This window comes from Bartonella sp. AA126HLJHH (assembly GCF_042197425.1).
Classification (GTDB): domain Bacteria; phylum Pseudomonadota; class Alphaproteobacteria; order Rhizobiales; family Rhizobiaceae; genus Bartonella.
In genome coordinates this window covers 70,107-91,538 of the sequence record NZ_JBHIRU010000007.1, presented here as the reverse complement: position 1 = coordinate 91,538, position 21,432 = coordinate 70,107, and the positions used below count along the sequence as shown (strand labels likewise).

The following is a 21,432-nucleotide window of genomic DNA, read 5'->3' as shown; positions in this document are numbered from 1 at the left end:
TCTCCATCGCTGCCTCCAATACTCACAACCGATTCGACAACAAAACACCCCATAAATGCACTGATGCTGTTCTCATAACCAAAGATCACCTGTAGCGCACTGTTGCTTGAGGGAACCTCTAAATCATTGCCACTATCGTCAAACTCTGCTTCAAATATATCGGCTTCATTACCGGTATGGTCCGTAATGGTTGCCGTTAAAAGACGCTGGTAAAAAACCTCATGAACAAGCTTATCCCCCACTCTCACCTCAATAAAAGGATGCGTGCGCATTAATCCCATAACCGCTTCACCACACTATTCTTTTCTTGGCTGACAAACTCAGGCAAAACGACCTTTAAGCCCCGCGGTAAAAACACACCATATTTGGCAATCTCTGGATTAGCTTCCAGAGTGGCTTCTAAATAGCCTTTGAGTAAACCAGCTTGCCTCCGGTCTCTGAACACTGCCATGGCATGGTGAAAGCAGAGGAGATCGAGGCTCATATCCTCTAGCTCTACAACAACATGCTTTTCTGGTATCTTCATAGAGTTTGCCCCTCTTGGTATTGTCCCACCTGGTATTGTCCTTGTGGTTTTCCGCCATTAAAAAAGGGCAAGAGCGTAATGGAATAGCGGATGTGCTGGGATTGACCAGAGCGACTGATATAGTCGTGGTCTTTTGTGATACTGGTGATTACTACGGATCCATGGAGAAGGACACTATAGGTCGTATCATTAATCCAACGAAGCATCTGGACAGGCTTTGCTCTTCGAATAGTTGTAGTGATGGCATCTATCGCTACCCGGTCACCAAATTCTTCTGGAAACCAAACTCCATGAATGGTCTTTGCATCATTGCCATAGCCGGTAAATTGCAAACTGGGGGACCTGCCAAAACGCTCTAGGCAAACCCAGGAGGCAGAAAACTCTTCTTCAAAGGATTGGAAATTCAGCCAGTCCACATAAAATTGATGTGGACCTAACATCATCAAAGGATCTCTCATAGGCTCCCTCCCCTTACTCTGTCCCGCCATGCAGAGCATTGGCACGTGCCCGTTGCAAAGCATGGGCAACCGCACGACCAGTGGCCATGGGTTCACGCGCCCCATTAACATGCACTGTGACATTTTGATTGTGTGTGATGGGGGAACGGTCTTTGTCTCTTTGCTCTCTGGCAGATGAATTTACAGGAGAAGCCCCCGCAAATTGCACGATGGGTTGGATGGCTGTTTTACCCCCCAAAAAACTTGGCAAAAACTCTCTTACATCAATCGAACCAATCCACCCCTTAATGCGGCTAGGCAAAGATTTACAAAAATCCATCAATTGTGAGATAGACGACATAAAGCCATCGACAATCGAATTAGCCAGATCTTCGCCCGCTTGTTCCATACCAGCCTTGGCACTCTCCGAGAGCTTTTCGCGGGCAAAAAAGCTCTTTCTAAACTAGAACTTCTTAAAATCCCCTTTTTACACCTCTCTCAAAGAAAAGATAAAACTGCCAAAACACGTGAGAGTCATCTAAGGATAATTGCATGAGACCATAACAGCTATAAACAGACTCCAATATTTATATCATACTTATTGTAACGATTTACTTACGTATAAAAGAAGAAGATAAAATTGTAATACAACTAAAAGTTCATACGGTTAATCAAGAGAAATTATACAGCATCACAAAACATCAATTGTTTGAAGATTATAAGTAAAAAATTGATCAAAATAAAAAGCTTTTCTTATGAAAAAGAAAAGATTTGCCCATGAGTAGATATTATAAACTCTAACAAAGGGCATAACTTGATAATTATACTGCAACAAACTAATAGAAACAGCCTTCTTGATAATTCAGGACAACATGTGCTAGCAAATTATGAACACACCCTTGACAAACTCCCCTTTCTTCAAAGATGAATGCCTAAAAAGAAAAAATAGAATAACAAACCATTATTCTGCTTTGTATTAAAGCTCAGTTCACATTAAACCATTGCACTTATAGCGTATAACCTGAAATCTTAACAGCTTTGAAAAAGATATAAAAAAGATGTCTGATTTTTCACTCTATTTCTAAGTAACATTTAGACACTCCTACTGCTCTTCAAGTCCGCACATATAATACGCTTTTTTCCTCATGCTTTAAGACAAAGAAACAAATCCTATTATAACTTACTGCAACTTGCCGAAAATTGGGTGTCTTTCCCTATAACACCAAGATCTTTAATTAAAAGCGGTTTTCCTATTTCTCCATTATAGGCTTTAACGTGAATGGTCTTGCCTTTCACATCTATGAGGTAATAATCTCCATTAAAAAGCGCACCAGCTGTATAGATAGGGATATTTCCAAAAACCTTATCATTTTTCGCACGGCAATAAGACTGATAATGCGTGTGACCCACGAAGATTGCTTTAACATTATGAGAGGTAATAATTGACTTAAAGACCGACAAATCTTTAGCATTCTTTTTACGAATAAAAAAGGATTCACCATCAATGGAAGCAGCACGCGCATCATGAAAATTAATGATTGTCACTTTACCTCTTGCATCAGCAGCAGCTAAATCGTTCCTAAGCCAATCTAAAGATTTATTGATTTGCACTTCTGTAGACTGCCCCTTCAAACCAACCGTATAGCTTGGATAATTGTGAAGCTGCACATAGTGAACATCTCCATAATCCCAAGAATAACTCAAACTCCCCCTTATCGAGCGAATATTTCCACCCGAAATGGGAACCAAGCTTTCAGTAACATCTGCATTGAAATGCGATAATTGACTACGGTATTTTTTGATTTCCGATACCATTCTTGAAACTGCACTTATAGCACAAGCATCTTTGTAAAAGCTGAATTCTTGAGGATTTGTACAATTACCAACATTATTGGCATAATCGTGATTCCCTAGCCCCTCATAGACAGGTGCTCCAAGAGTTTTATAAACATTTTCATAATCATCATAGTTTTTTTGTTGTCCAAACTCCGTCAGATCACCATTGACAATATGGAATGCAGCTTTGTGCGCTTTTATCACACCAGCAACCTGCTCATTTATCTTTAACCATGGCTCTCTGTTTGATATTCCATTGGCATCACCAGAGTTTAAACGCCACGGTTGCGGATCAGCCATAATGATAGCAGTATAATTTTTTGTAAGAGACTTTTCTTTCATCGACCAATCCATGAATGCATCATGATGAAGCCTCTTGTCTCTTTTTATTTTTTCAGAATCAAGATTAAAACAACCAGAGAGAGTAAAAGCAATCACGGTGATTACCACTTCAACTTTATATCTCATAAACCTATCACCATAAAAACGTTACATATTTTTTATATTAAAAAATTCCTCAGAGACAATTTTTTAGATTTTATTGTCAAAAATATGTCAAAAATTCGAAATAACAAAAGCAATAATCCTTCAATGAAGGTGCACTTTGATGATATAAAAGCACTGTTGATTTCAAGCCTTCAACTTGAAGCATCTTCATTGATTAAGATTTATAAGCTTGGGCTCTGGCTCTTTCAAATATCATCGATACATCAACAGCTTATAAAAACTTAGTCGTATACTATTAAAATATCCCCAACAGGAGAAAAAATGTATTCTTATACTAGAGCACCCAACTCCTTTGGATATCAAGATCAAATATATTAGAATATTATGATAAATAAGGTATAACTAATCAAAAGTGCTAGCAATAGTGTTTGATTATTACCGTCATCACTTACTTTGACAAGTTATAAAAATGCAGAAGTATTACAGAAAATACTATTATTACTTTATAAAAAAATAATATAACTTATGTAAGTATTATAATAATATTTATAATTTCTATAATATAGATTTACAATAAATTTAATTATATAATACAAATAATTACAAACACATTGTGTGTTAAATATAAATTAATACAAATTTAATATCATTTGTTTTTTAATTTTGACAAAAAACCAAAAATATCTTACCAAATAAAGACAATTATCGAAATTAATAACAACTATCCATTTTCACTTCTTCTTATGAAGTTTGCGGGGAAATGAATATTTGGGGGCTCTCATAAGGAGAATACTGGTGTATAAAACATCCCTTTTATCATGCACGGCTGCGGCTGCTATCATCCTATTCAACATCCAGTTCACTGCACATGCTGAAACTCTTGACGTTGCCAACGAAGAAAAAGATATATCCGGAAAAACGTACGAGACTATTTATGTAAAAGACAAAGGAAAAATCACCGGCAGTACTGTAACTGTAACTGGAAATAAAAACACAAATACAGACACAGGTAGCGATAAATATGTTGTAACAGTTGAAGGTGCTAACAGTGCGCTTGAATTAAATGGCTTAAATATTCAAGGCACTGATTCTGATGTTCGTTTTGGTATTTCTGTAAAAGACGGCGCTAACATCAACCTGACTGGGGGGAACATTACAGCTTCTCAAACTGGTGTTTATATTGATGATAGTAAGAATAGTAGAAATATACTACAAAATGTAGTGATATCAGATAATAAAAATGAAGCATCATCACTCCTTGGAATAGAAATAAACAACGAAAGTTTTATCACTTTAGAAAATGTAACAGTTAAGCAAGCAGAAACTGGTATACTTGCGGATGTCGTTTCTCAAGTTATAGTATCCGGAGGATCATTCGAAGGTAAAATGGATGGCGTATATGCTATGGGCGGCACCACCATTACTGTAGATGGCGGTACTAACATTACCTCATCTAATGGTAACGGACTCCATGCCGATGATGAAAATACCACCATAAAAATGACTGGGGGAAGCGTAACTGGAAAAGACGCAGCATTGTATACAAACGATGGTGGTCATATTAAAGTCACGGGTGGTACTCTAACAGCTAAGGAAGATACCACAAGTGCACCTACTACAGAAGGGGATAACCCTGCATATAATAAGGGTACTAAAATTGAGAGTGGATTCGGCGCATTGTCTCAAGGTGAAAACAGTGTGATTGAATTATCTGATACAAAGATCAATGATGCGACAATCGGGTTAAAAACACAAGAAAGTGGCGCAATCGCAATGACTGGGGGAAGCATTACAGCGTCCAAAGTTGGTGCATTCTTTTTAGATAGCAAGAGCAAAGAAAACGAACTGAAAGATGTAGTGACATCAAGTGGGAAAGATGATGCGCCACTAATCAATGGAATCAAAGCAACTAACAGTAATGTCACTTTAAATAATGTAACAGTGACGCAAGCACAAACTGCCATAGATGCATATGATTCCACAGTAAAAGTCTTAGGAGGATCATTTGATGCAGAAAAAGCAGCAATATTTGCTCAAAACGGCGGCAACATCACTTTAACTGGCGGTGCAAAAATTACATCATATAACGATGCTGGACTCTATGCGGAAGGTTCAAAGTCCATCATCGAAATGACAGGAGGGAGCATTACAGCGAAAGAGGAAGCAGTAACGACAACATACGGTGGCCATATTACTGTTACAGATGTCACCCTAAAAACAAATGGTGATGGACTTGGTGTAGCTTCTGATGACCTTGGTAGCATGATTGAATTACTTGGAAAGACAACGATTAGTGATAGTGCAATCGGGCTTCAAGCACAAAACGGTGGTGTAATCAAGATGACTGGGGGAACCATTACAGCTTCTGCAGCTGGTGCTGGCTTCTTAAACAGTAACAGCCGTGAAAACAAACTAGAAAATGTGACAATATCGAGTGGTAAAGACGATGCGCCACTGAACTTTGGAATAAAAGCAGATAAAGGTACCGTCACTTTAAAAGATGTAACAGTGACTCAAGCAGCCGCTGGTATATTTGCAGATCATGATTCGACAATAACAATCTCGGGAGGATCATTTCATGCACAAAATGCAACAATATCTGCTCAAAACGGCAGCGCCATCACTTTAACAAACGGTGCAAAAATTACATCATCTGATGATGTTGGATTATATGCTAAAGATTCAAACTCCTCCATCACAATGATAGAAGGAAACGTCACGGGAAAAGCGAGTGCTTTGGTTGCTGAAGATGGTGGTCATATTACTGTTACAGATGTTACCCTAAAAACAAATGATAGCGATAAGTCATTTGGTGTATTTTCTAATGGCGCAAATAGTGTAATTGAATTGCTTGGAAAGATCACAATTAGTGGTAGTGCAATCGGGCTTGCATTCCAAAATGATGGCGCAATCAAGATGATTGGAGGAACCATTACAGCTTCTGCAGCTGGTGCTGGATTCTTAAACAGTAACAGTCATGAAAACAAACTAGAAAATGTGACAATATCGAGTGATAAAGACGATACGCCACTGAACTTTGGGATAAAAGCAGATAAAAGTACCGTTACTTTAAAAGATGTAACAGTGACTCAAGCAGCAGCCGGTATATTTGCAGAGAATGATTCGACAATAACAATCTCGGGAGGATCATTTCATGCACAAAATACAACAATATCTGCTAAAAGCGGCAGCACTATCACTTTAACCAATGATGCAAACATTACATCATCTGATAATGTTGGACTCTATGCAGAAGGTTCAAAATCCACCATCACAATGACGGGAGGAACTGTCACGGGGAAAGGTAATGCATTGGTTGCTGAAAATGGTGGACATATTACTGTTGCAGATGTGGCTCTAACTGTCACAGATGTGGCTCCAAGTGACGACTATATATCGTCTGGTGTATTTTCTGTTGGTGAAGGCAGTGTAATTGAATTACTTGGAAATACAACTATTAGTAATAGTGCACTCGGGCTTCAAGCACTAAACGATGGTGCAATCAAGATGACTGGAGGAGCCATTAAAACTTCTCTAGTTGGTGCTGGCTTCTTAAACAGTAACAACAGCGAAAACAAGCTAGAAGGTGTAACGATATCGAATAGTAAAGACGATGCGTTACTGAACTTTGGAATAAAAGCAGATAAAAGTACCGTCACTTTAAAAGATGTAACCGTCATGCAAGCAACCAATGCCTTAGTTGCAGATGATCACTCGACAATAACAGCCTCAGGAGGATCATTTCATGCACAAAATACAACAATATCTGCTCAAAACGGCAGCGCCATCACTTTAACAAACAATGCAAACATTACATCATCTGATAACATTGGACTCTATGCAAATAGTTCAAACTCCACCATCAGCATGACGGGAGGAACCGTTACGGGGAAAGGTAATGCATTGGTTGCTGAAAATGGTGGACATATTACGGTCACAAATGTGTCTCTAAATGTTACAGATGTATCTCTAGGTGACGAAGATATATCGTCTGGTGTATTTTCTAATGGCGAAGGCAGTGTAGTTGAATTGCTTGAAGGAACAACGATTAGTAATAGTGAAATTGGACTTACAACAAACGATGGTGGCGCAATAAACATGACTGGAGGGACCATTAAAACTTCTCTAGTTGGTGCCGGCTTTTTAAACAGTAACAGCGGTGAAAACAAGCTAGAAGGTGTGAAGATATCGAATAATAAAGACGATGCGTTACTGAACTTTGGAATAAAAGCAGATAAAAGTACCGTCACTTTAAAAGATGTAACAGTGACTCAAGCAGCCGCCAGTATAGTTGCAAATGATCACTCAACAATAACGGTCTCAGGAGGATCATTTAGTGGACATGATGTAGGAGGAAGCGCCGAAGCCAGCAGTACGATTATCTTAAAAAACAATGCTAACATTACATCATCTAATGGCGAAGGACTCCTTGCAGACGGTTCAGGATCTAAGATCATAATGACGGGAGGATCCGTAGCCGCGAACGAAACAGCGTTATTCGCAATCAACGGTGGGCATATTGATGCCACAGATGTTGCTCTAACAACAGAGGGAAAAGGAAGCGGTGTATTTGTAAGTGGCAATGACAGCACAATTCAATTGCATGGTGATACAATAATTAACAATACTTTGGACGGCCTTGGAGCAGTTAACGGTGGTAAAATCATTAGCGAAAACTTATCGATAATCGGTGGTGAAGCACTTGAAGGCCCCGACAACGAGCGCACTGGTATATGGACATCGGACTCTGGTAGTGAAGTTAGGTTAATGGGCAAAACAACCATTCAAAATGTCGATGAAGGGTTTTATGCAGACGGTGGAAGTAAAATCATTAGCGGAGATTTAACAATAACTGGTGGTGAAAGTAAACAACAAACCGTTGCTGTAAACGTTGCGGAGTCTGATAGTGCAATCGAATTAAATGGTAAAACAATCATTCAAAATTTTGATGTTGGTCTTTTTGCAGGAAATAATAGCACAATTAAGATGACGAATGGTTATATTGGAGCAGCAGAGAATACAATAAAAAATAAAATAGAAGCAAAAAAAGTTGCACTATGGGCGGCAGCTAATGGACATATTGATCTCAAAGATGTTTCTGTAACAGCAGGAATCAGCGGCTTGCAGTTCTTAGCTCTCCCTAATACCAAAACCGATGAATCAAATGATCCGCAAAAACATCAAAATAGTGAAATCAATTTAACCAATGCAGATATTCACGCTGAAAATGGTACTGGAATTTTCATTGGAGCTTTCACTAACGATAACATTGAAGATATTCCAACTTTATCAATCGGTACAGCAAATCTCAAAAATTCAGAAATCCATGCTGATGTATTGTTAGGAGATGGTCTTTTTGAAGATCCAAAATCTTGGAAAAATGACAATTATTGGAACAATAAAGAGGTTAAAGCGATCTCCAATGGCACCTTCACATTAAGCGCTGATCATTCAACTTTAGAAGGCAGAGCGAATATTGCTAAAGACAGAAATGTACATTTTGATCTAAAAAACAAGACAACATGGACACTAAAGACCAGTACAAAAGAAAAAGATGCTGATGGCAATCTGCTTGATATTGCTCAAAGAGCTCGTTCCGATATTTCTACGCTTAATCTCGATAACAGCTCTATTATCTTTAATGGACCAACAGAAGATCATTATCACACATTGCATATAGGATCTGGTAAACCAGATACGCAAACAGTCTACAACGCCTCTGGTAATGCAAAGATTTACTTCAACATTGCTTGGAGTGATGGGGTAGCAAGTGCCGATCAAAAAACCGATAGACTTTTGATCCACGGTGATGTCTCAGGCTCCACAACAGTTTATATCAAAAGCGATTCAGGAGATGAAAGTAGTGTAGTCAATGCTGCTGATCCTTCCAATATAGGTGGCCTCTCGCTCATTCAAGTATCTGGAAAAGCACAAGAAGACTCTTTCAAACTCGTAAATGGCTATACCACAAGAAATCGTTTGCCTTATAAATATACGCTAACGGCCTATGGACCAGAGTCAAGCCACGGTACAGCCGATGTTGCACAAAGCCTCTTTGATGAGAAGAATGAAAATTTCTGGGATTTCCGCTTACATAAAGAAATTCTTGAAACGGATTCTGGTTCTGGTCCAAGTGTGATCGTCCCTGTAGCACAAACGGCCAGTTACTTAGTCATGCCAAATGCTCTCTTCTATAGTGGATTAACCGATATGGCTAAACAAAACGCGCTTTTAGCCAATATCAGAACATCTGTCTTAGGAAAAGAAGAGGAAAAACAAACCGGTTTCTTCCTCTATACTTACGGAAACACAGGAACCTTATCTTCTGAACGTGGACCTCTCAAATATGGTTATGGTGCTGATATCCGCTATGCTGCTCTACAAGCCGGTGTTGCATTCGCGGCATTAGAAGGACAAAATACCACAACACATTTCGGTCTTGTAGGCACCTATGGGCGGCTGTCTTTCACTCCAAAGGATATGGATGATGTAAGTAAGAGCACATTGGATAAATGGTCACTAACAGCTTATGGCAGCGTGCAGCATGACAATGGTTTCTATATGGATACACTGTTATCCTATGGAATTCTAAAAGGAGATATCGGCAATGCTATCATTGGCAAAACCGCAAAATTGCAAAATGCCAAAATGTTTAGTATCTCCACCACTGTTGGCAAAGAGTTTGCAACCGGAATGGAAAGTTTAACATTTGAGCCACAAGCACAAATTGCCTATCAACATTTGATGTTTAATACCATTGAAGATGCTGATAATTTTACCGTTGATATGAAAAATCCTTCTCAATGGTTGATCCGTGTTGGTGGACGTTTGACAAAAACCATTTCCACTGAAAACAACCGTCCGATGTCTTTCTATGGAAAAGTAAACTTGATCAAAACCTTTGGTGATAATGGTACCATTCATATTGGTAGAAACTTTGACCTTGATCCTATGGGACCTGCAATTGAAGGCGGCGTTGGCATCAATGCGCAACTGTCTCACAATTTCTCCCTTCATGGTGATGTCAGCTATCAACAAAAGCTTCAGAAAACTGGTATATCTGGAGCAAATTTCTCAGGCGGCATACGCTATCAGTTTTAACACAAAGCTGTAAAAGCAAGCCTATTCATTCTATTCAATTTAATAAAAAGGCAGCACGATATGCTGCCTTTTTTTATTCTTGACACCCTTTCATAAAAAGATCGCTCGAATAGCTTTTGTTCTTTATCCTCCCAAGATCATCTCCATCAAGATTTATTGATTGACAAGGCTAGGTATTGTTTTTGATGCATACCAGATTGAAGTAGTTGCTCGTACACAGGCAAAAAAGCGCTTTCGTTATAATCCTGAAAAGACAGCTGTGGAAGGTCTTGCCAATTTGCTGGAATTGGGGAGCGTGAAATGCGTGTAGCAGTCTTTGCGCAAAAGAATGAAAATATGCACTAAAGCGGGTGGTTATGCTTAAGGGTGAGAATAAATTCAGTGATTTTGAGAAATCTGCCCCTTACGCTGTCTTAGATATTGAATGGCATTTATCTCTCATAAACAAAAATGTCGCAAAGCGCTTCATCTCCAAGTGAAAGTAAAACTTTCAGAAAAAACACCTTATATGTATTTATTGATAAATCATATATGTTTATTGATAAATCGCGCTTGCTTCATAAAATCCCCTTCCCCTTTTTCTCAAAGCAAAAAGAAAATGTAAAGTTTTACTGTCGTAAGTAGATAAAAAGCACAAGCTACTATTATTTTCCTCTTTACACAGGAAACATACTGCAAAATATTTCTTTACGCAGATAATTTAATTAAATACACCCAAAAAACAAAGACATCAACCACTTTATCAAAATACTCAAGAAGAAACTAAGATTTATAAAAGCATCAATCAGTGCTCTTTAGCATATTTATAAAACACATTACATCCAATATAAAACACCTCAGATCTAAAATTAAGTAAACTTTTTTAATTTTTGCTGACGGCTGTTCCCAACGATGCTGCCCCCTTTATTCTCCTTAATGCATCAAAATATATGACAAGTACTATGATACCCTTAAAAATTACAAACAAATAACGATCATTTGCTTATAATATTGTCCTTAAATATCATTTTAATATTTTTAATTATATATTTAATACGTAATAACTAAAACTATAAATATAATATGAATTAAATGTAAATATATACATTAATTATTATATTTTTTAATTTGACTATAAGTAAATTATAAAATAGTGAGTAGGAAGAATGTTTTTTATAGACCATTATTTATTTTCTTATATTGTTTGTTCTTCTTACTAACAAGTGGAGATATGGAAAACAGGAAAAATATTTGTAGCTTAGTTTAAGTGAGGAGAACATAAATGTCTAAAAAATCTCTTTTATCGTATACAGCAATTGCAGCAATTCTATTATTTGGGACCTACCACAAAACACAAGCGGAAGAACTTAAAGAACTTAAAGTTTCTGATGGAAAAAAAATGGAAGTCTCTAAAGAAAGCTACGAGAATATTTGGGCAGAAACGGGTGGAAAAATCATCGGCAAGAATTTAAAGCTGGGGAGTAGCTCTCCAACACCACCATCTGTTACAACCGTTGTCACCGTTAAAGGATCCGATAGTTTGATTGAATTATCGGACAATACCATCATTGGTGCTCCACTTGGAACTAAATCTTCCTATGAATACGGCGTTAATATATCGGACAACGCTACATTCAAAATGACAGGAGGTTCTATCAATGTTGATAAAACCGCTATTCAGCTAAATGCTGGTAACGGAAATATGGAAAATGTCACAATAACAAGTGAAAACAGCGAACCCTATAACGCAATAAAAGCTGAAAAAAAAAGTAAACTCACTTTGAAAAATATAACTGTTAAAAAAGCAAAAAACAGCATCTTTGCAGATAACCAAACTCAAGTAACAGTTATCGGTGGATCTTTTGAGGCAAAAGAAACAGCAATCAATGCTCGAAACGGTAGTATCATTACTTTAAACAATAAGGCAAAAATCACATCACTTAACGGTGATGGGCTCAATGCCATTGGTGAGCAATCAAAAATTTTCATGACAGGGGGAACTGTTACTGGGAGCAATAGTGTATTATACACAAAAGCTGGTGGATATATTAATGTTAAAGATGTTGTGCTCACAGCAAATGGTAAAGGAACAAAATTCGGTGCATTTGCAAGAGGTTCCAGCACTATTGAATTGAATGGTAACACAACAATTAAAAATGCTTCGATCGGTGTTAAAGCCGAAAGTGATAATGCGACAATCAAGATGACCGGAGGATCGATTGAGGTCACAGGAGACAAAGCAGTAGGTGCATCATTTCTTAACACCACCAGCAAAGAAAACACGCTGAAAGATGTAAAAATATCAAGCGGAAATGATGACTTTCTTATGGATAAAGGAATAAGTGCTGACAAAGGAAGTATTGTCACTTTAAATAATGTAACCGTCACGAAAGCAAAAAACAGCATCTTAGCAGATAACAAATCTCAAATAACAATCACCGGCGGATCTTTTGAGGCAAAAGGAGAAGCAATAATTGCTCAAAACGGCAGTAGCATTACTTTAAACAATGGTGTGAAAATCATTTCATCTGAGCATAATGCGCTGAGTGCCATTGGTGAGCAATCAAAAATTTTCATGACAGGAGGAACTGTTACTGGGAGTAATAATTCATTATATGCAACTTTGGGTGGATATATTAATGTTAAAGATGTTGCACTCACAGAAAATGGCGAAAGTTCAGTTACAGGCGCATCAGCTGAGGGCCCCAACAGCGTCATTGAATTAAAAGGAAAAACAACGATTACGAAGACTCTCTTTGGCCTTTATGTAACCGATGGAGGCAAAATCACAAGTGAAGAATTAACGATAAAAGGGAAGAGAACAAATATTGAGGGAATCGAACTACCCAGCATGGGTGTAAATGCTGCTGCAAATAGCGTCATTGAATTAAACGGAAAAACAACGATTGAAAAAGTTGATTTTGGACTTGTCGCATCCAATAGCACGATTAAGATGGTCAATGGCGCTGAAAACAAAATAGATGCAACAATAATTGCACTAAAGATAAACAGAAATGGACATATTGATCTCGCAAATACTTCTGCAACAGCAGGGGTTGCTGGGGTAAATTTTGCAGATTTGTCTCAAAATAAGTTAAACGGCCTAAGTAATAGTAATCCACAAGATTGGCAAAACAGTGAAGTTAATTTGACCAATACAGATCTGATCGTTGAAAATGGTATTGGAATAAATACCGATGAATCAATGGGGAAAATTAATCTCAAAAATTCAAAAATCCTTGCAGATACGTTATTCAAAAACATAAAGCAGAAGACAAAACCTGTTGAAATGTTTACTTTAACCGCAGACCATTCTGTCTTACAAGGCGGTGTAAGAAATGACGAAAATGGGCAAACACGCTTTGATCTGAAAAACGACACAAAATGGACGTTGAAGATCAGTAACAATGAAAAAGATGCTGATGGAAAACTACTTGATATTGCTCAAAGATCTCGTTCCGATATTTCTACGCTTAATCTCGATAACAGCTCCATTATGTTTAGCAAGCCAACAGAAAAACAGCATTACCAAACTTTGTATATAGGTTCTGGTAAACCAGACACGCAAGCCGTCTACAATGCCTCTGGTGACGCAAAGATTTACTTCAACACGGCTTGGAGTGATGGTGCTGCAATAAATGACCAAAAAACCGATAGACTTTTGATCCATGGGGATGTCTCTGGCAACACATCAGTTTATGTTTCAGGACGCGTAGAAAAGAACAGTAGTCAAGTAAATACCTCTGCTGCTCCTAATGTACGGGGGCTTTCACTCATTCAAGTTTCTGGAAAAGCAGAAGAAAACTCTTTCAAACTGGTAAATGGCTATACCACAAGAGGTGGCTTACCGGATATGTATACACTACGTGCCTATGGACCAGACTCAAGCCAAGGCAAAGCCGATATTGCACAAAACCTCTTTGATGAAAAGAATAAAAATTTCTGGGATTTCCGTTTACAACCCGAACTGCTTGACTCCAATTCTGGTTCAAATCCTGATCCTGAAACAAATATCCCTACCGTTGCCCCTGTACCACAAACCGCAAGCTATTTGGTCATGCCAAATGCTCTCTTCTATAGTGGATTAACCGATATGGCTAAACAAAACGCGCTTTTAGCCAATATCAGAACATCTGTCTTAGGAAAAGAAGAGGAAAAACAAACCGGTTTCTTCCTCTATACTTACGGAAACACAGGAACCTTATCTTCTGAACGTGGACCTCTCAAATATGGTTATGGTGCTGATATCCGCTATGCTGCTCTACAAGCCGGTGTTGCATTCGCGGCATTAGAAGGACAAAATACCACAACACATTTCGGTCTTGTAGGCACCTATGGGCGGCTGTCTTTCACTCCAAAGGATATGGATGATGTAAGTAAGAGCACATTGGATAAATGGTCACTAACAGCTTATGGCAGCGTGCAGCATGACAATGGTTTCTATATGGATACACTGTTATCCTATGGAATTCTAAAAGGAGATATCGGCAATGCTATCATTGGCAAAACCGCAAAATTGCAAAATGCCAAAATGTTTAGTATCTCCACCACTGTTGGCAAAGAGTTTGCAACCGGAATGGAAAGTTTAACATTTGAGCCACAAGCACAAATTGCCTATCAACATTTGATGTTTAATACCATTGAAGATGCTGATAATTTTACCGTTGATATGAAAAATCCTTCTCAATGGTTGATCCGTGTTGGTGGACGTTTGACAAAAACCATTTCCACTGAAAACAACCGTCCGATGTCTTTCTATGGAAAAGTAAACTTGATCAAAACCTTTGGTGATAATGGTACCATTCATATTGGTAGAAACTTTGACCTTGATCCTATGGGACCTGCAATTGAAGGCGGCGTTGGCATCAATGCGCAACTGTCTCACAATTTCTCCCTTCATGGTGATGTAAGTTATCAACAAAAGCTTCAGAAAACTGGTATAAGTGGTGCAAGCTTTTCAGGTGGCATACGCTATCAGTTTTAAAACAAAACTGTCAAAACAGCGTATTTCTTTTCTATGCATCAACAAAAAAGGCAGCAACAATATGCTGCCTTTTCGCTTTATAAGTTCTAATAACACTACACTATCCCTCCTTAAGAGAGCCCTTGCTTTTTCTACTGCCTGTAAAATCAACATCCACGCCCAACGCCGCGGCTTGTTTAAAACAAAGTTTGAGACGCATCAGTGCTGTATTAGCAGCTCCAGCTTTTGTATGACAGATGGGAGCGAGGGTATTGCCTATTTCTGTTTGTGTAATCTCTGAAATAGGCAAACAGCCTAATTTAGGGAGAATATGGAGTTTTAAAGGTGAAAACAGTTTCCATCTTTACCATCATTTTTTAATTCAGCTTTACAACTTTCAAAAGCATCTAAGGCAATGTCTTTTAAATAATGGAGATTACGCATTGCCTCACGTTTTCGTTTCTCACGTTCTTTAATGGGATCATGACCATCACGAAGAACAGAGTGCTATTGGGAGGGGTGCCAATTCACGAGCTTGTTTTAAAGAGACATCTCTCAAAGCACCCAAGTCCATTTAGCGACAGCGCCCATGAATGGTATAACGATAAAGCCATTGAGCACCCCCATCTTTACGTTTGTGAAGGAGCAAGCCGGCACCATCATTATATTTTCCAGCTCGTGGGTGTTGCTAAAGCCCTTGGCTCTTGAGACGATTCATAAGAGCCATTTTTAGTCCTTTCTTATACATTTTTTACCCACACGCCAGCCCCGCTTGTGGTGTGCAAGAGAATGGTTTTTCTTGATTTAAGACAAACAGGTTTAAAATGAGAGAATCTTACGTTATTCAGAACTCTAACTCAATGAAAGTAACGATAAATTATCATTATAAATCAGCATATTATACCATTTTTATCAAGATAAAGGATCAGGTATTTTTATCTAGAATATGTCACAAAGTATGCAGCCTTTTCGTACATGAAATCCATTTTTTCCTGAAGTGTTTTCTTTTCCACTTAAATACGATTTTTCTCCTCTTCACATGGGTTGCGCAGCTATTTATCATCGAATTTGCCCATAAAGCTAAGCAAAGTGTATTTCTAGATAATATAAAGATAACAGCATTAAGAATAAATCTTAAAAAATAGAAGATTTCTTGCTTTTTCACTTATGGAAGTACAGAAACTCTACCGTTTGATTATGCTCCTCTTTGAAGAGAGATATGGTGCTAATATGCGCCATAGAGCTGTCCAAGCAAAGATGATATTAGAAAAATGAAAAGTTAATCACTACACATTTGAAATAGATAGGAACCTACAGCCACTCTCATTCACTCCAAAGGATATAGAAAATGAAAAAAAGCACACTAGATAAATCATCAATCATAGCTTACAATATAACAGAGCATAATGGTGTTTTCATATGGCTACACTCTTCCCTTATGATATCTGGACAGCAAATATCTCTAAAACTTCTATAAAAATACTATTAAAGTTATGCTGTAAAAATGTTAATTGCCTCAACAATCATTTGTCAAAAATTTGCAAAAAATAATCAGAGAACTAACCTTTTGAAGCACAAACATAATTTGTGTACTAAGGAATTGATTTTTAACGCCTTTTAACATATTGATAATCTTAAAATTAAATCAGACAGTCTCCCCAGTTAGTCCGGATAGGTAGGTATCTAACAAAAACTATTGTTAGGACCGTAGAAGATCGTACCCCATCCTTGTATGAGAAAGTGAACTTCCTTAAAAAACTTTGATATTAATGATACTAAACAGATTGGTATTCATTTTCACCTTAATCCGATAGATTCTGCCGTTAAAGGTGCGTTTAGCACAATACACAATTATCTCACAATTTAACTCTCTATATTGATGTAAACTATCAAAAATTTTTAAAAGACGTGTAGCCGAGACAAGTTTTTCTGATAGAATACGCTACCAATTTTAATATAAAAATTATAAAAAAATAAGCATATTAATCCGTTTACTATTAACAAAAAAACGGACTGTATTTTTTTTATTTACAATCTATTATAGCAATAAAATAATTTCTTTCTTTACGATGTGTTGTCGCTATCTATAAAGATTTATTTACACTTCCATTGCTGGTTCTTCTAAACAAACAGTTTTGAGAAAATTAATGCATGAAAAGAAAATCTAACAACAAGCGCTTTATCTTTCATATACAAAATGCTCAAGAAAGCTAATTTTTTCATTTATAAAATGAAATCACTCAATAAAGTTCTTTTTATATCAATAAAAGATGTTTTAAATTGAATATTCAAAATATTGATTTATAATGATAATTTAGCGTTATTCCTATTGAATTAAAATCTTGAATATCGTAAATTTCTCTCATTTAAAATCTGTTCCATGTTGAACTAATCAAAATCATTCACTTACACATTACAAGCAGGGCTGGCGTGTGGAGAAAAGTTATATAAGAAAAGCCTGAGAATTCCTCTCATGAACTGTCTCAAGTGCCAAGGGCTTATCACAAATATTGGGAGCTAGCAAAATGTGTGACGGGCTTGCTCTTTTATTAAGCGTAAAGGTATCGGCTTGCTCCTTCGTAAGCGTAAATATGATGGGATTCTATGGCTTTAGCGTTATAGCATTCATGAACACCGTCGCGAAATGGGCTGTGCTTCCTTAGAAAAATGGACTTTGGTACCCTTATCTTTAAAGAAAGCCTGTGAATAGCCCCCTCATCTCTTCTTCTTATAGCAGAAAAAATTTGCTGATCGTTTTGGTGAATGCATCAAATAATACATCTCAACGCTATAGAGCTTTTATAGCGATTATCTTTAATAGACAATTTTTAAATATCATACTTCATAGTGCTTTTAGCATAAGCTTAACCAAGCTAGGTTTTATGAAATCCACTTTTCTCGACTTTTTATGATCATGAAAAAAGTTTTTCTGAAGCAAAACTTCAAATCATAGAGAACACCATCAATATAATTCGTTTTGTTATTTACAATAAAAACATAATGATATAGAAACTGTCTGGGTACTTGCGCCATCAGGGGAATGAAGTAAGCATCAAAGCATACCAAATACTAAAGGCATATCTATGTGTAAGAAATATATTTATAAGAAAAATTTTTTGTTATGTACAATTGCTGGAACTTTGATTTTTTCTCATTTCGGTTCAACTTATGCAAATACATCAGCTCCTGAAACTCCTGGAATTTTGGGAAAGATTGAATTAAATAAGGGAGAAGAAAAGACTTTAAATAATGTTCTTGTCCGCGATAAAGGACCTGGAATATTAGCGCATGATAAAGCAGCTATCACAATTGTAAAATCAACAATACACACGGAAATGTCTGCACTTTCTGTATCAGAAGGTGGACGCATTCATGCTAAAGAAATTAAAGCAAATACAGTATACAAAGGTTTAGAAACAAAGAATGGTATAATCAACGTTGAAGATTCAACCATAACCGTCCAACGAGGAGGTGCCGGTGGTATCGTTTTTTATGAAACAAAAGATTCTTCACTGAAAAGTGGAGAAAAAGTTGTCAATAAGGTTGTTCTTAGCAATACAAAACTTCTTGTGAAAAACGGTACCGGTATTCTTGGTCCCTACTGCTCAAGAGCCGTTGCTGAAGTTCAACTTAAAGACTCAGAAATTCGATCTGACGTATTATTGAGAAATAAAACGAAACGTAAATATTATGACAACGATACTCTTCCTGTAACTTTAGCATTAACCGCTGATAATTCAACAATAGAGGGACGAGCAAGAACTTTAAAAGTCAATACAACGGTTTTGACTCTGAATAACAAGAGCAAATGGTACTTAAAGACCTCTCAAGAGGAAGTCGATACTGACTTTAATGTGTTTAACTATGAGCTCAGTGATATTAAACAACGAGCCCTTTCTACCGTTTCAGTACTGAATCTTAATAATAGTTCTATCATATTTAAGACACCACAAGGGCGGGAAAAAGATCATTATCATACCTTGTATGTAGGGCGAACAGCTGAGGTTCGTAGACCTGAGGGAAGTACAATCCCCGATATAGAAAGCACTTATAATACAGTTTACAATGCCACAGGCGATGCAAAAATTTATTTTAATATTGAATGGAGTGATGGTCTAGTAAAAGAACAGCAAAAAGCTGACCGCCTCCTTATACATGGTGATGTATCAGGCAGCACAACAGTCCATATCAAGAACCTTGCGAAAGGTGAGATATTAAAAGCTGAAGATTCTGTTTCCTCAAATATGCGTGGTCTTTCACTCATTCAAGTTTCTGGAAATGCAAATGAAGGTTCCTTCAAACTTGCACACGGCTACACCACAATGGGGGGATTGCCCTATAAATATATACTCAAAGCCTATGGTCCAACATCCAGCCATGGGACAGCCGATAGCACACAAAGTCATTTTAGCGGAATATCACAAGAATCAAAAGAAAATACCCTCAAAGACTACACAATCTACACGATATCAGCATCAGGAACAATGATTGAAGGTGTTTCACCAAAAGAGAAAGAAGCGCAAAATACCGGTTCATCATCCCTTGGACAAGCAAACAACGCACAAAACATCTTGGAAAAAAATCAGAATTTCTGGGATTTTCGCTTGCAAAATGCGACTCTCGATAATGAAGGAAAGATCAGAGCTCTCGTTCCTCAAGTGGCAAGCTATTTGTCCATGCCTAACGCACTATTCTCAGCTGGACTGGCTGATATAAACAATCAAAACACTTTACTCAACTCGATGCAGGAAAACACCTTTGAGACAAAAGATCATAAAAACAAAGGAGTCTTCTTCTCGACTTATGGAAATAAGATGACATTATCCTCTCACCGTACGCCATTACAATATGGCTATGGTGCCGATATTCACTATGCAGCTTTACAGGCAGGCATTAGATTAGCAACTCTAGAAGACCAAAACATGACCGCCAATTTCGGTCTTTTAGGAACATATGGGAAATTAGCTTTCATCCCTAAAGACATGGAAGGTGCTGACAAGAGTACACTCAATAAATGGTCAATTACTGCATATAGTGGGCTGCGCCATAATAATGGGATATACATCCATGCACTCTTCTCCTATGGAATGCTCAAGGGAGATATCACCACAGCTCTCATAGGAAAGACTGCAGAGTTGAAAAATGCTGATACATTCAGTGCATCAGCAACCATTGGACAAAAGTTCGAAACCAGTAGGAAAGGATTGGTCTTTGAACCACAAGCACAACTTGTTTATCAACGCCTCATGCTTGGCACACTCTCAGATGTCGATGGCTTTGATGTGGATATGGGAAATCCTTATCAATACTTAGTGCGTGTCGGTGGACGCTTAACGCAAACGAAGCCTTCTATTGAAAACGGCGGTATTCTTTCTTTCTATGGTAAACTAAACGTTGTTAAAGCTTTTTCTAACAATGGTACGATACAGATTGGTGAACCATTCCACCTTGATTCTATAGGAGCGTCTGTTGAAGGTGGACTTGGTGTAAATGCACAATTATCACAAAATATCGCACTTTATGCTGATGTTAACTATCAATATAAGCTTCAAAAAACTGGTATATCCGGAGCAAGCTTTTCAGGCGGAATACGCTATCAGTTTTAAGAAAACGCAAAAAACAATTTATATTCTATTCATTTTAATAAAAGGCAGTGCAAATGTACTGCCTTTTTACAATCTATCGGAAAGAACCGTTAACAACTATTCTTTCTACCACCTTTCTTGAGCCAATTAATCTCACTCAAACCAAATGTAACAAAATCTGTTATCTCTAAATGAATACTGAATTCTCAAGAGAGCTGCCTTTTTGATTTATAAAAATCAAATGCTTTTAATAAAATTTTTGTATTTTAAAACACGTAATAAATAATTCTCTGTGTAAGAAAATCAATTAAAAGCTTTTTGTAAGCGCACAACAACAGCTTCTCCAAAAACTTTGTAGAGTTTTCATAACAACAGCCTTAAGCAACAAACATCCTTGCAAAATATTTTGTTTCTTAACACTTTTAAACGGAATACTGATCAATCTAGCTTTTCTGCAATTCATAGTTGCTCACTGCAATTTCTATTTTAAAAACTCTTCTAAAATCATTTTTTAAACGATAAAGAACAAGACGCAATATTTCGTTTTGTTGTTTACAA

The 21,432-nt window shown here is 37.3% G+C and carries 8 protein-coding genes and 3 pseudogenes; 5 read left to right on the top strand and 6 right to left on the bottom strand.

What is annotated here, in order from left to right; translation table 11 throughout:
- The 5 genes and pseudogenes from ACFIQC_RS05055 to ACFIQC_RS05035 form a co-directional block, all read right to left on the bottom strand.
- Nucleotides 1-272 (bottom strand): annotated as a pseudogene (locus ACFIQC_RS05055) (late control protein); the annotation flags it as partial.
- Nucleotides 272-526, bottom strand: a complete 255-nt coding sequence (locus tag ACFIQC_RS05050) for a tail protein X (protein WP_375630532.1) — start codon at nucleotides 524-526, stop codon at nucleotides 272-274. The gene ACFIQC_RS05050 and the pseudogene ACFIQC_RS05055, both read right to left, overlap by 1 nt.
- Complete coding sequence (locus ACFIQC_RS05045; protein ID WP_375706822.1) at nucleotides 523-984, bottom strand: phage tail protein; 462 nt, start codon at nucleotides 982-984, stop codon at nucleotides 523-525. Before ACFIQC_RS05045 ends, ACFIQC_RS05050 begins: the two co-directional genes overlap by 4 nt.
- A 13-nt stretch (nucleotides 985-997) precedes the next feature.
- Nucleotides 998-1,372, bottom strand: coding sequence for a hypothetical protein (locus ACFIQC_RS05040; protein ID WP_375638844.1), 375 nt, complete (start codon nucleotides 1,370-1,372; stop codon nucleotides 998-1,000).
- Nucleotides 1,373-2,136: 764 nt separating this feature from the next.
- Nucleotides 2,137-3,267 (bottom strand): metallophosphoesterase, encoded by a 1,131-nt coding sequence (locus tag ACFIQC_RS05035; protein WP_375630460.1) that lies wholly within the window; start codon nucleotides 3,265-3,267, stop codon nucleotides 2,137-2,139.
- A gap of 774 nt (nucleotides 3,268-4,041) precedes the next feature.
- Between ACFIQC_RS05035 and ACFIQC_RS05030 the strand changes: the two are divergent.
- The 4 genes and pseudogenes from ACFIQC_RS05030 to ACFIQC_RS05015 all read left to right on the top strand — a co-directional run.
- Nucleotides 4,042-4,815: pseudogene (locus ACFIQC_RS05030) on the top strand (autotransporter outer membrane beta-barrel domain-containing protein); the annotation flags it as partial.
- A 2,217-nt stretch (nucleotides 4,816-7,032) separates the two neighbouring features.
- Complete coding sequence (locus ACFIQC_RS05025; RefSeq protein ID WP_375706823.1) at nucleotides 7,033-10,347, top strand: autotransporter outer membrane beta-barrel domain-containing protein; 3,315 nt, start codon at nucleotides 7,033-7,035, stop codon at nucleotides 10,345-10,347.
- Between the two features lie 160 nt (nucleotides 10,348-10,507).
- Complete coding sequence (locus tag ACFIQC_RS05020) at nucleotides 10,508-10,657, top strand: hypothetical protein (RefSeq protein ID WP_375612614.1); 150 nt, start codon at nucleotides 10,508-10,510, stop codon at nucleotides 10,655-10,657.
- A 951-nt stretch (nucleotides 10,658-11,608) separates the two neighbouring features.
- Complete coding sequence (locus ACFIQC_RS05015; protein ID WP_375706821.1) at nucleotides 11,609-15,310, top strand: autotransporter outer membrane beta-barrel domain-containing protein; 3,702 nt, start codon at nucleotides 11,609-11,611, stop codon at nucleotides 15,308-15,310.
- 111 nt (nucleotides 15,311-15,421) lie between these two features.
- Here the strand turns inward: ACFIQC_RS05015 and ACFIQC_RS05010 are convergent.
- Nucleotides 15,422-16,016 (bottom strand): annotated as a pseudogene (locus ACFIQC_RS05010) (integrase arm-type DNA-binding domain-containing protein); the annotation flags it as partial.
- Between the two features lie 2,356 nt (nucleotides 16,017-18,372).
- Here ACFIQC_RS05010 and ACFIQC_RS05005 point away from each other — a divergent pair.
- Entirely contained in the window at nucleotides 18,373-20,895 is a 2,523-nt protein-coding gene (locus ACFIQC_RS05005) for an autotransporter outer membrane beta-barrel domain-containing protein (RefSeq protein ID WP_375706820.1), read from the top strand.
- Nucleotides 20,896-21,432: the final 537 nt, after the last annotated feature.

Coding starts and splice junctions, on each gene's coding strand:
- ACFIQC_RS05050 (WP_375630532.1), bottom strand. CDS start 526: ATGAAGATACCAGAAAAGCATGTTGTTGTAGAGCTAGAGGATATGAGC.
- ACFIQC_RS05045 (WP_375706822.1), bottom strand. CDS start 984: ATGAGAGATCCTTTGATGATGTTAGGTCCACATCAATTTTATGTGGAC.
- ACFIQC_RS05040 (WP_375638844.1), bottom strand. CDS start 1,372: ATGGAACAAGCGGGCGAAGATCTGGCTAATTCGATTGTCGATGGCTTT.
- ACFIQC_RS05035 (WP_375630460.1), bottom strand. CDS start 3,267: ATGAGATATAAAGTTGAAGTGGTAATCACCGTGATTGCTTTTACTCTC.
- ACFIQC_RS05015 (WP_375706821.1), top strand. CDS start 11,609: ATGTCTAAAAAATCTCTTTTATCGTATACAGCAATTGCAGCAATTCTA.
- ACFIQC_RS05005 (WP_375706820.1), top strand. CDS start 18,373: ATGTGTAAGAAATATATTTATAAGAAAAATTTTTTGTTATGTACAATT.